General features: G+C 45.3%; 4 protein-coding genes. 3 read left to right on the top strand and 1 reads right to left on the bottom strand.

Features of this window, described 5'->3' with window-relative positions; all coding sequences use genetic code 11:
* On the bottom strand, positions 1 to 11511 hold an 11511-nt coding region (locus M2R47_RS04970; protein ID WP_249099804.1), incomplete at its 3' end, for an ESPR-type extended signal peptide-containing protein.
* 294 nt (positions 11512 to 11805) lie between these two features.
* Here M2R47_RS04970 and M2R47_RS04965 point away from each other — a divergent pair.
* From M2R47_RS04965 to rnt, 3 genes are all read left to right on the top strand, one after another.
* Positions 11806 to 12306, top strand: coding sequence for a hypothetical protein (locus M2R47_RS04965; RefSeq protein WP_249099802.1), 501 nt, complete (start codon positions 11806 to 11808; stop codon positions 12304 to 12306).
* Positions 12307 to 12557: 251 nt separating this feature from the next.
* Positions 12558 to 13619 carry a dihydroorotase gene (pyrC, locus tag M2R47_RS04960; RefSeq protein ID WP_249099799.1) on the top strand — a complete coding sequence of 354 codons (1062 nt, stop codon included), beginning with the start codon at positions 12558 to 12560 and terminating at the stop codon, positions 13617 to 13619.
* Positions 13616 to 14311 (top strand): ribonuclease T, encoded by a 696-nt coding sequence (rnt, locus tag M2R47_RS04955; protein ID WP_249099797.1) that lies wholly within the window; start codon positions 13616 to 13618, stop codon positions 14309 to 14311. Before pyrC ends, rnt begins: the two co-directional genes overlap by 4 nt.
* Positions 14312 to 14328 lie beyond the last annotated feature (17 nt).

The raw sequence follows: 14328 nt of genomic DNA, 5'->3' as shown, positions 1-14328 counted from the left end.
TTGTAGCGTATCGCCCACTTTCACAGTTTCAAACGCCACATCTTGCTTGGTGGCAACAGTTAGGTTACCGCTTTCATCTTGGGTAACATTGATGTTGTCACCTTGATTGATGCTGATGGTGTCACCAGCTTTGACCAGCTTGCCTTCTTTGCCGTTGGCTTGTAGGGTAAAGCCTGAGTTGTTGATGGCATTGGCAATATCACCAGCAGTAACTAAAGCGTTTTCATTACTACCATTTGGTGTGTCAATCTTGCCATTCTCATTTGGCGTTAAGGTTGTGGTTTTGGCTTTAATTTTACCCTCATCACCTTTAGTGATGGTAACATCATCTGTATTGACAGACAGATCAAAGGTTGTTGCCTTGGTCGATGGATTGACGCTTTGCTGGACAAAAATGGAACCATCTTCAGAAGTCACATGCTCCGCACTTTGTGCCATGCCATTTAATAGCTGGCTGACATTCACCGCATCACTTGGATCAACCCCATCGGCCACATGGGTAATGCGAGTATCGCCAGCATTAATGCCTGTAGGACCGATATGTACATCGCCCATACGCACACCATGTTCATCAATCATGACATTGCCATACTCTCCGCCAACACTCAAACTGTTGAAGATGGCATCTTTGGCTGTATTGATGGTAAATTTACCCCCATCACGACTGATTTCAATATTTCTGCCATTTGTCAATTCAAGCGTATCGCCTGGATGAATCACTTCACCTGCATCGCCATTCGCTTTAGCAACAAAACCTGAGTGATTGATGGCGTCAACTATTGACTTGGCATTTACCAAGCTATTTTCATCATCAGTGTCTGGTTCGACAAGTTTACCATCAGCAGTGGTCGCCAAATTGGTGGTCAATACGGTCAGACCGTTTTCATCCACATACAATGGATTGCTGTCTTCATCTCTTAGCTTGATGCCCAACAAGCCACCTTTTTCTTGATTAATCTCCAGGCCTTTTGCTGGATCGAGGTTGAGGTCAACTCTGATGGTATTTTTCTTATCACCTGCTGGTGAGTCAACCATCACTCTGGTACCCTGTCCATCAACAAAATCAATGGTGTCATAGGCTTTCACAAAGTCTTTGGCCACACCGTTTTCTTGTAGGTTAAAGCCTGTTGATAGGGCATCTGCCACTGTTGCGGCACGAGAGAGTTTGGCATTGTCAGCTTGATCACTTGAGATGTCCAAGTCTGCAGAGATGGCCTGTTGTATTGCAGCATCTCCTAGGCGTGGCAAGGTGTCGCTTAGACCAGTGATGATGTTTTTCTCACTACCTGCCTTACCGGTGCTTGTGATTTTGACGGCTTTTCTACCATCTGTAGTATCACCTACAGTTAGGCTGTTTTTAGCCATGATGTCATCAGCAAGCACATGCTTGAACACAACATCATCTTTGGTTGCAATGCTAACACGACCACCTGCTTGAATGACACTCATGTTATCGCCAGCATCAATGATGACTTTTTCACCTGTCTTAATCAGCTGTGACTCACCAACTGCTTGACCAGTACCACTTTGTGAAGTTGCAAGAGTAAAGCCAGATTCGTTGATGGCATTCATCACGGTATTGGCGGTGACTAGGGCATTGCCACTATCGCCATCGTTAATGATCACTCTACCAGCATCAGGTTTAGTACTAGGATTAACAGTCAAGCCAGCTGTATTTGCTTTCACCTCACCGCCCTCAACCTTGATGGTGGTGCCATCAGCTTTAACTGCAAGCTTAGATGCTGACTTGTCGGTCATTGGCTTAAACTCAAGGCCAGCATTGTCATCAATGTTGATGCCAACGCCTTCATCTGTCACTTTGATGCCTTTTTGGTGATCAGCTTTAACATTGAAGGTAATTTGATTGACCTGATGCTTGTCATCGGTTGTTACTTGTGCAGTGGTACCAGCACCATTAATAATGTCTAGCGTGTCAAAGGCTTGGACGAAGTCTTTATTATTACCTCTTTCTTTTAGGTTAAAGCCTGCGTTTAGTACATCGCCTACAGTGGCTGCGTTGTTCTCTTGCAATCCAGTTGGTTTGTTGGCGTATGAAATCACCTCACTGCCCAAGTCTTTCTTAGGCGTGATGTTGTGAGCAACATTCGCCAAGGTCATTGGGGCATTTTGAGTTTGACCTAAACCGTTATTGAGTGAAGCGATCACTTCATTTGGTGCAACTTCTTGGCGTGTTGGATTACCGTTTAACGGATTAACCTGATAGAACTTATCACCCACCTTAGTCAGCTTATTACCTGCTTTGTCAGTATAAACCACTGGCAATTGGGCTTGTTCTACGGCTTTTTGTGTATTGAAGGTTAAGGCACCTTGATCATCAAAGCGTAGTGGGTTATCACCTGCTTTTAGGTTGATGCCAATGCCATCGCCATCAACTTTGATGCCTTTGTTGGTATTGGCTTTCACCGCAAGTTTATTATCAGTACCAATCTCGATGCCTTTTTCATTATTGACATTAACCGCCACGCCATTTTCATTGACAGTTAACGCACCGTCATTTTTTGGCTTAACTTTTACGCCAGTAGCATCAACCTCAATGCCATCACCTGCTTTTACCGCAATGCCCTTATCGCCAGCACCGTCAAATTCTAAGCCTTTGTTGTTGGCAAGATTAACTTCAACTTTGCCATCAGTACCGAATTTAACACCTTTGTCAGTGTTTAGATTAACGGCAATGTCAATGCCATCTTTACCAGCATTCACAGAAGTGGTGATGCCGCTGTTGGCTTTGCCGTTAACTTTTAGGCTTTCGCCCAGTTTGCGAGTAACAACTTTGTCATTATCCTGATCATTTTGACCTTTATCCGCTTCAAAGCTCATTGGCAATTCTGCCACCGCTTTAAGCTGAGCGATGTTGGCCGCGTCGGTATCGCTAGAGCCTGCCGCGACATTGGTGATTTGACGAGTGTTGTTTTGATCACCAACAGATACCGCACCTAGGTTGCCTTTGACGGTGGCTGCGATGGCATTGTTAAGTGCTTGATTTTGATCGCCAGTTACTGCTGAGTACACTTGATTAGCAAGAGGATTTGCTGATTGGTTTGTGGTTGCACCAACAATCGCAGCACGGTCAGCCACAGACAACACACCCAATGCCACACCGCCCACGCTCTTAGCTTCTGCTGCTGCACCCAAGGCCACGGCTGCCTCTTGGCTTGCTGTTGCAGCCATGCCTAAGGCTTGAGCGAAGTCAGCGTCTGCACTGCTGAACGCACCCATCGCTTGGGCACCTTGTGCCGTGGCAATCGCACGATTACCTAAAGCATTGGCATAATCAGCATTTGCCATCGCATCACGACCAAAGGCTTGGCTACCAAAGGCAGTGGCGTTGGCACCACGACCGATGGCAGTGGCAGTTGGGTCAGAAGCAAGCGTACGAGTATCACCCATGGTGATGCCTTGATCTTTGGCAAACTGGATGCTCTTTAATCCTTTAAGGACTGGGTTTAGTGTCACTTCTAGTGTGTTTTTATCTGAGATCAGCTTGGTGGTGATGTTGGATGCACCATCTTGCTTCTCATCGCCAGTCACACCGCCTTTGATGCCAATCACATTGTCTTTGGCAGCTTTGGCTTTGTCTTTGCTGGTCGCAGCAGTTTGTGACTCATCAAAGTCAGTATCAGCAAAGTATTTGGTTGCTGAGTCTTTTAGCTGCTTGACATTGACCGCATCAGTGTCTTTTTCACCCTCTTTAACATTGGTGATTTGCTTGTTGCCAGCGTTGATGCCGTCTTGGTCAATCTTCACATCGCCAACTTTCAGCTCTTCTTCAACTTTCACCGTATTAAAGTTCACATCATCTGCTGTGCCGATCACAATGTCGCCATTGTCTTCAAAGACACGGATGTTGCCATTACCTTGGTCGGTTTTTTCTGCTTTGATGTTAACGCTGTCGCCAGGTGATACCATTTTGACGGTTTCATCTTCTGCTTTTAACAAGAAGCCTGACTCATTGATGGCGTCAGCCACCCCTTGTGCTGTTACCAATGCTTTGCCTTTGGCAGGATCGTCAAGTTGAACTCTGCCAGTATTGCCATCTGCATTGTCTGGGTCATCAGACACAAACAAGTCAGTGGTATTAACTGTCAAGATTTGGTCTTTAACAGCCAGCTTGTCAACATCATAATCCAATCCCAAGCCGTACTCATTGACATTCAATGGGTTGCCAGCCGATGGTTTAAGCTTAATACCAACACCTGCCTGGGTTCTTTCTAGACCTTGGTTTGGGTTCACCTTGATCTCATTGCTGATGCGGCTAATCTTACCATCTTTGTCAGTCACAACTTTGGTTTGTACCGAATCGCTATCAACAAAGTTGACCGTGTCATAAGCTCGAACAAAATCACGAGAATTACCGTTTTCTTGTAGGTTAAAGCCTGTTGATAGAGCATCTGCAACAGTGGCTGCACGAGAGAGTTTGAGTGAATCAGCATCTTTACTTGAGATGTCCAAATCATTATTTAGTGTCAGCTGCTGGTGGCTATCGCCAGCAGGTTGCAGAGTATGCGTCAAGCCAGTGATGTGGTTTTGTTCATGACCACCCATACCATTACTAGTGATGCGTATTGGCGTGCGTACACCATAAAATTCATCGGTGTCATCACCTACGGTTACTTTACCAAAATCTACTTCACGCTTGGTTCTGATAGATACTTTACCCTTGTCCTGAGTGATAGCGATGTTATCACCCGCTTCAATGGTCACTTTTTCGCCTGCTTTAATTAGCTGGTCTTGTTTACCCGTAACCGTACCTGTGCCTGTCTTGTCAGTAGTCAAGGTAAAGCCACTATCATTAATAGCATTCATCACGGTATTGGCGGTAACTAGGGCATTGCCATCATTTTGACCGTCAGCCAGCTTGACCTTACCTTGCTCATCGCCAGCCTGATTAACCGTTAGGTTTGTGGTTTTGGCAGCTACTTTACCCTCCGGGCTTAATTGAATGGTCTTATTATCCACATCAACACTTACGCCACGATCATCAATGGATAAGCCGCCTTTTTGCTTGGCTTTGACATCAACTTTGATGGTGCTACCCTCATTATCAGTTGTCACAATCGCCATGGTACCATTGCCATCAACAACATTTAAGGTGTCAAAGGCTTGGACGAAGTCTTTGGCTTGGTTATTGTTCTTTAAATTAAAGCCAATTTTCATCACATCTTCAACGGTTGCTGCGTTGTTTTTGATGGTGTCAAAATCAGCTGGTTTATCAGCAGTTACTTGTGGACCATTACCCAAAGGCTGTTTAAGATTAATGCTACTTTGAACATTCGCCAAGGTCATTGGGTCTTGTTTGGTTTCGCCATTGCCATTGTTCATTGAGGCAATGACTTGGTCTTTTGGCGTAGCAACTCTAGCTCTTCCACCATTAATCACTTGATAGAATTCATCACCCACCTTAGTCAGCTTATTGCCTTGCTTGTCAGTATAAACCACTGGCAATTGGGCTTGTTCTACCACATTTTGTGGATTGACAGTCAGAGCATTATTATCAAAACTTAATAGGTTATCACCTGCTTTTAGGTTGATGCCAATGCCATCGCCATCAACTTTGATGCCGTTTTGGGCATTAGGCTTGACTTCAATTCTGCCATCAGTGCCGAACTGAACACCTTTTTGGTTATTGACTTTAACAGCAAGCTGATTACCACTGATTTCAACACCCTTACTGTTATCAACATTGACAGCGACACCGTCGGCGTTGACAGTTAACGCACCGTCGTTTTTTGGCTTAACTTTTACGCCAGTAGCATCAACCTCAATGCCATCACCTGCTTTTACCGCAATGCCCTTATCGCCAGCACCGTCAAATTCTAAGCCTTTGTTGTTGGCAAGATTAACTTCAACTTTGCCATCAGTACCAAATTTAACACCCTTATCAGTATTCAACTTAACTGAGACACCGTCAACCCCCACCTCAACGCCCTTTTTGTCATCGGCCTTCACTGCAATGTCAATACCATTGGTTTGTAGATTGGTGCTGGTGGTGATACCACCATTTTCTTTACCCTTAATCGGCAAGCGTTCGCCCAGTTTGCGTTCTACTTGTCCGTTTTCATCAGCCTGGAAAATCATTGGCATGGCCGCTAATGATTTTAGCTGTGCGACATTCACCGCATCGGTATCTTCAGAGCCAGCGGCTAAGTTGATGATTTGGCGTGTGGCAGTGGATGAACCCACAGATACCGCACCCCTATTACCTTTGACTGTTGCGACGATGCCTTCTTTATGCTGATTTAATTGGTCTGCCAAGCCTTGAGCATCTCTGATGACTGCATCACTGATCGGTGTGTAGACTTGATTATTGTTAGCAGTTGCATTATCGGTGGCATTTACGGGTTGTGCAAACCCTTGACGATCAGCCATCGATTCTGAACCTAAAGCCACGCCATCAGCTACGGTTGCCTGTGCACCACGACCCATTGCGATGGCTGACGGATCATCGGCTTGAGTAGCCGCATCCCCAATCTTAATCCCTTGACCATCAGCAAATTGCAAACTGTGCAAATCTTTCACATCAGGCTTTAAAGCGACTTCAATGGTGTTATTGGTTGCATCAATCTTGGTAGTGATGTTCTTTTGTCCATTTGTAAGACCGCCCTTGATGCCCAAGATGCGTTTGTCTTTGGCAAGCTCTTTAGCCTTTTCTTTGCTGATGGCGGCCTCATCATCATTTTGTACATCTTCATCTGCAAAATATTTATTAGATTTTACTTGCAGCTTCTTGCCAACCCCACCATTGTCTGCCAGCTCCAATGTTTCATCATCGATATTAAGCGTCAAACCATTGCCATCCACTTTTAGTGGATTGTTTTGCTCAGCAAGCTTGACGCCAACACCTGCATCGGTTACCTCAATGCCTTTGTTGGTGTTGGGTTTGACCGCTAACTTATTATCCTTAACTTGAATGCCTTGATTATCAACATTAACCGCTACGCCATTTTCATCAACCGTTAACGCACCATCATTTTGTTTTGCTTTCACGCTGATGCCATTACCGTCAACCGTAATGCCATGATGTGCTTTGGCTTTGACTTTGCCTTCAGCAACCTCAACACCATCACCAGTTTGTACAGCCAAACCTTGACCACCCTCGGTGGTGATACCGCCTTGTGGTTTTACTTTGACTTTCAGTTTTTTATCAGTGCCAGCACCATCAACTGTCAGCGTATCAGAGTCAATGTTTAGGTTAAGGCCTTGATCAGACACGGTTAGCGGATTCTTATTAGCATGATCATCAGCTTTAAGTTTGATGCCGACACCGCCAGCATCCACTTCAATGCCACCTTGTGGTTTTGGCTTGACATCAACTTTGATGGTGCTAACTTTACCTTGACCATCAGTCTCAACGATCGCCATGGTACCATTGCCATCAACAACATTTAAGGTGTCAAAGGCTTGGACGAAGTCTTTGGCTTGACTGTTATTTTGCAAATTAAAGCCAACTTTCATCACATCTTCAACGGTCGCTGCGTTGTTTTTGATGGTGTCAAAATCAGCTGGTTTATCAGCAGTTACTTGTGGACCATTACCCAAAGGCTGTTTAAGGTTAATGCTGCTTTGAACATTAGCCAAGGTCATTGGGGCTTGCTTAGTGTTATTAGTGCCATTGTTCATTGAAGCGATGACTTGGTCTTTTGGCGTAGCAACTCTAGCTCTTCCACCATTAATCACTTGATAGAATTCATCACCCACCTTAGTCAGCTTATTGCCTTGCTTGTCAGTATAAACCACTGGCAATTGGGCTTGTTCTACCACATTTTGTGGATTGACAACAAGAGCATTATCATCAAAGCTTAATAGATTATCACCTGCTTTTAGGTTGATGCCAATGCCATCGCCATCAACTTTGATGCCTTTTGTGGTATCAGCTTTCACCGCAAGTTTATTATCAGTGCCAATCTCGATGCCTTTTTTATTATTGACATTAACCGCCACGCCATCAGCGTTAACGGTTAATGCACCGTCATTTTTTGGCTTAACTTTTACGCCAGTAGCATCAACCGCAATGCCATTACCTGCTTTTACCGCAATGTCAATGCCATTGGTTTTTAGATTGGTGCTGGTGGTGATACCGCCATTTTCCTTGCCCTTAACTGGCAAGCGCTCGCCCAGTTTGCGTTCTACTTGTCCGCCCTCATCAGCTTCAAAAGTCATCGGTAGATTTGCCAATGCTCTTAGCTGTGCGACATTCACCGCATCGGTGTCAGTAGAGCCTGCCGCGACATTGGTGATTTGGCGTGTATTCGTGCCATTACCCACGGATACCGCACTTTTATTGCCTTTGACGGTATGTCTGATAGCCTGATTAAAAGGCTGAGTGGCTGGATTGGTCTGAGCGTCATTAGGTAGAGGTGTATAAACTTGATTGGTGGCAGTATTGACAATCTGTCTATCGATCGTCTGAACTGCATTTGCATCAATGGCAGCACGATCAGCCATCGATTCTGAACCTAAAGCCACGCCATCAGCTACGGTTGCTTGTGCAGCACGACCAATGGCAATCGCTTTGTCTTGAGTGGCTTTACTGTTTGAACCCAAAGCAATGGTGTCATCGGCAGTGGCATGTGCACCTTGATTGGCATCTTTTTGATACAGTTTATTCATACCGTCTGAACCATTCGATGATGCACCAATCGCAATACCACGCTTACCGCTGGCCGTGGCAGAATGCCCTACCGCAAAGGATTTTTCACCTGTGGCAGAAGACACGCTACCCAAGGCTTGTGCAAAAGCACCTGTTGAAACAGCCTCACGACCGATCGCCACACCACTTGCTCCAGTCACAAAACTGGCCGCACCCAGTGCAACACCACCTTCATTCTTGGTAAAGGCATTAGCTCCTACTGTGACAGAGTAAGTTCCTTCAGCTTTAGAGCGAGCACCGACAGCAGTTGAAGAATCTCCAGAATAGGCATGATCGCCAACAGCGACACCTTGCATCATTTGATAATAAGTACCAATGTGATTTTTACCAGTTGGTGAACCTGTCAATTTTTCATCAAAACCAGGTGCTTTACGCAAACCCAAACCAACTTGAGAACTGGATTTCGCTACGGCACCTTTACCAATCACTACATTTTCATTGTGGTTTACTTGAGTATTACCATCCCCAATCTTAATCCCTTGACCATCAGCAAACTGCAAGCTGTGCAAACCTTTCACATCAGGGTTTAGAGCGACTTCGATGGTGTTGTTGTCTGTATCAATCTTGGTGATGATATTTTTTGCACCTGCTTTTGCCTCCTCACCTGTAAGACCACCTTTAATACCCAATACATTTTTATCGTTGGTAAATGCTTTGGCCGCATCTTTGCTGGTAGCAGGGGTAACAGTATCATTATCGGCATCAGCAAAATATTTCGTTTCGTCAGCCCCAGCTTTCAATGCCAGTTTTTTTACACCGCCGTCATCAACCAGCTGAAAATCAGTATCTTTAAAATTAAACTTAAGACCATTGTTGCTTAAAGAAAGCGGAGAGCCTGCAGGTTGACCACCATTATTTTGATCTAACTTAATGCCAACACCCTGAGCATTAAGGTCAAGACCACCATCAGGTCTTGTTTTAATGCCAATCGTTAAACCATTTTTGGCTAAATCTGCATTAGTGGTAATGCCCCCATCTACTGCACCTGTAATTGGTAAACGCTCGCCCAACTTCACAGGCACTGCACCATTATTATCCGCCTCAAAATTCATCGGCAAATTCGCCAACGCTTTAAGCTGAGCGACATTCACCGCATCGGTATCAGTAGAGCCAGCAGCGACATTGATGATTTGGCGTGTTGCAGTAGATGACCCAACAGATACCGCACCGTTACTGCCTTTGACTGTATCTTTAATCCCTTGATGAAATTTTTGCATTTCGCCTTGTTGAGATTGAGTAGGCAATGGCGTGTAAACCTGATTGGCAGTAGGATTAGCCGTATCACTGCTAGTATCCACCAACCCTGCATTAATCGCCACACGATCTGCCACTGAGCCTGCACCCAGTGCCACACTATTATCTTGAGTGGCTTGTGCGTTTGCACCCAATGCTAAGGAAAGTTGATTGGCTGCATTTGCACCAAAACCTGCTGCCAAAGAACGCTTACCACGAGATTTGGCTTTGGTACCCAATGCTTGCGAGCCAGCACCCTCAGCTACTGCAGAGTTACCTAATGCTTGAGAATTTTTACCTAATGCTTTTGTTCCTGTACCGATAGCAATCGCATTGTGTTCTTTTGCACTGGCTAGCAGACCGAAAGCTTGAGCACCAAACTTCGTTGCTTCGGCAGTTGCACCCAAAGCTTGAGAGAAGTGACCGCTGGCTTGTGAATCTGTACCAATGGCAGTGGCATTCACACCGCTTGCTTGAGCTTGATTACCAAAGGCTTGGGCGTTGATACTGGTTGCCTTAGCAGAAGTGCCTTGTGCTAGGCTACTGATGCCCGATGCGACAGCTTGCGAACCAAAGGCTTGTGCATTCGCCCCTTCAGCGGCAGCACGATAACCCAGTGCAGTCGCCTTATCAGCGGTAGCACGCGCGGCAGTACCGATCGCGATGGTGTCGTCCGCGGTAGCACGAGTTCTGCTGTAGCGAGCACTGATGGCCCTACTTCTTTCATCTGCTTCTTCTATTTCGGATAAGTCTGTATCTTCCTGTGCATCATCACTTGTTAAATCATCATTCAGCAAACTCGCCCCCAGTGCCAAGGCACGATTGCCATTGGCAAAGGCATTGGTACCGATGGCAGTGGCACGGTTGCTGTTATCTGCATCACTATCATCAACGCCAATCGTTGCCCCTTGACCGATGGCGATACCATTTTTTTTATTTTTATTGACCTTTGCACCTGCCATCACTGCAAGGCTGTAGTCAGCATCTGTCTCAACCTTAGCACCCGTTGACTCATCACCCCCCAGTGCCACAGAATGGGAGGCCAATGCTGCGGCCTTTGCACCAACAGCGGTCGCACTATTAGCTGTTGCTTTCGTATACTTACCCAAAGAGATCACATACTTATCTATTCCATAGGCATTTTCACCGATTACGACTGCGTAGTTACCCTTACGGTCTCCATCAGCCGCTTGAACATTTTTACCGATATAGACAGAGTCTCGCAAATCACTATGCAAGTCTTGTATGTTGTTAGAACAAAATACTGAGGAATAGGGGGAATCTACGAAATAGCACAGATTGACGGTGCCTGTGATGCCAGCTGCTGTTAGACCGCTAGTAATTTGACCCCTCTTTTTTGAATCAATCTTCAAAGCAGTAGCGACTTTTTCTCCACTAGGATTTGCATTTGCTGGTACGGCCACCATCACCCCCATCGCCAGCATGACCATGGCTGGGAGAGTGAGGTATTTTGACATGGCAGGTGATGATGCAGGGCTGGCGATGCTACCGACCACGCCAGATGACTTGGTCTGCGATTTGGCAAATTCAGCCACCGCCTGATAGGTGCCTGTCGTTTTGTTAAAAATGACTTTGTAGATACTGTTCATAGCTATCACTACTTCCTGATGGTAATAAAAAAACAAAGCATCAAGCCATCACGCACCCATCACAGCCAACCTGTCGTAAGACCATGAAGAACACAGTAAACTGTGCATTAACAATGCTTGATTGAAATTAATATGCTTGATTTAAGCCAGATATGATAAAAACTTACATATTTTATCAAAAAATGTAAGTTTTTTTGATAAAATATGTAAATCACTTGTAAATGGAATGTAAATCAATGACACAACACACGCCAAATTTTCACACTCATTATTTGTAAACATTTGGAAGTAGACATGTCCACACACTCCCCACAAATTTTTAGCAAAAAAGAAAAAATCAAAGAAGTCATCTACGGTCTTGTTACTCTATTGGCGACGAATATTACGCTGTTATTGCATGTGCATGACAGCACACCCTTTGAGACATTCAGCATCATACTAGGGACGACCATAGGGCTATGGCTGGCGTGCTTTTTTGCTGACATCTTAGCACAAAATATCACCATCATCGACAAGCAAGACAGAAAACACGCACACAGACACGCTTTTGATGCCAGTCTAGGCATTCTGATTGCAGGACGCATTCCCATTGTGTTTACTGCGATTGCATGGATTGGCTGGGTAACTCTAAAAACTGCAATTGTGGCAAGCATCGGTGCGATTTTGATACAGTTATTGTTATTTTCATTATTATCATTGTATCGCAAGAAAAACAACATCTGGACGAATGTCATCACCATCGTGTTGCAGACGCTGTTATTCATTGCCATCATTTGGCTAAAAATTGGTCATTGATGCCACTTAAGCACGGCAAAAAAACCTTTTGACCGCCTGATGAACCAACACCAATCAAGCTTAGTAGCCAATCATCAGGCTTCAATTGCCACTCCAAAGCTACTGACAACACACCTAAGATCAAAAATCTGGTTTTTACTGCTTTAAAAAGTCATGACGCCCACACCCTTAATTATGATAAAATAACTACCACATAATCCCAAGTCAAGCACTTGAGACTGTCATCATTCATTCATCAAAACGAGCCGACCATGACCCAAACTCTCACTCTGATCCAGCCAGACGATTGGCACATTCACCTGCGTGATGGCGATGCCTTGCATACCACAGTACCGCACGCCGCCAAAAGCTTTAATCGTGTGATTTGCATGCCAAATCTGGTACCACCAGTTAAGACCACTGCCGATGCCATCGCCTACCGTGAGCGAATCTTAGGCGTACTATTCAATGCAGACATGCCTCATGACCGTAAAGATGGTTTTGACCCACGCATGGTGCTGTACTTAACCGATCACACCACCGCCGATGAAATTCTACGAGCCAAAGAATCAGGCGTCGTACAAGCCGTCAAACTCTACCCTGCTGGTGCAACCACCAATTCCGCTGATGGCGTTACTGACATTTTGGGGCGAGCGAGCGTCTTTGAGATGATGCAAAAAGTAGGCATGCCCTTATTGGTACATGGCGAGGTTACGCATCAAGAGATTGATATTTTTGACCGTGAAAAACGCTTTTTAGATGAAGTGCTATCCATCATCATCAAAACCTTCCCCAATCTAAAAATCGTGATGGAACATATCACCACCGCTGATGCGGCTGATTTTTGTTTGGCTCAAGGCGACCATATCGCCGCAACCATCACACCGCAACATTTACTGTTCAATCGCAATCATCTGCTGGTAGGTGGCGTTAAACCACATTTTTACTGCTTGCCGATTTTAAAGCGAGCCTGCCACCAAAAAAGACTGCTTGAAGTCGCCACCTCTGGCAACCCCAAGTTTTTCTTAGGCACAGATTCTGCCCCACACGCCACTCATACCAAAGAATCCGCTTGTGGCTGTGCTGGTTGTTATTCTGCTGTTCATGCCTTGCCACTGTATGCGACCGCCTTTGAAAGCGTCAATGCACTTGATAAGCTTGAAGGTTTTGCCAGTCGTTTTGGTGCGTTATTTTATGGATTACCCATCAACACAACAACCATCACACTCGCCAAGCAAGAGCAGAGCATTCCTACGGCATACGACTATCTTGGCGATAAAACACTCACCCCATTATTAGCAGGACAGACTTTGGCGTGGACACAACTTTCATGACCGACTTTCATCAACCTACCGACTCTACAGAATGTTTTGCGGTCAAGCCAACCACACTAAAAGAGCGATTTCGTGGCTTCATGCCAGTCGTTGTTGATGTGGAGACCGCAGGCTTTAATGCTTCAACCGATGCGTTGTTGGAGATTGCTTGCGTGCCGATTTTGATGAATGACGAAGGTAAATTGTATCAAGGCGAAGCACTAAACGCTCATATTGAGCCATTCTTTGGGGCAAATCTTGAACCTGCCGCCCTAAAATTCACAGGCATCAATCCAGACAGCCCCATTCGCAAGGCCGTCAGTGAAAACGAAAAGGTCGCCTTGCGTCGTATTTTTAAGGAATTAAAAGCAGTTCGCAAGCAGCATGATTGCCGTCAGTGCATTTTGGTTGGGCATAACGCCCATTTTGATTTGGGGTTTTTAAACGCTGCCATTCACCGCACCAACAGCAAAAACCATTCGCCTTTTCATGCATTTAGCGTGCTAGATACCGCCAGCTTGTCTGCATTGGCGTATGGGCACACCGTCCTAGCAAGAACCTGTATTATGGCTGGGATTGAATTTAATAACGATCATGCACATTCTGCCCTTTATGACACCCAAAAAACCGCTGAACTGTTTTGTCAGATTTTCAATGACTTACCCATGCTTAATGCCATAAGCCCACATACAGATTCAGACCAAACGCCTTAACATCAACCAAACCAACA

This window comes from Moraxella oculi (assembly GCF_023336735.1).
Lineage (GTDB): Bacteria > Pseudomonadota > Gammaproteobacteria > Pseudomonadales > Moraxellaceae > Moraxella > Moraxella oculi.
This window is presented reverse-complemented; position numbering and strand designations above follow the sequence as displayed.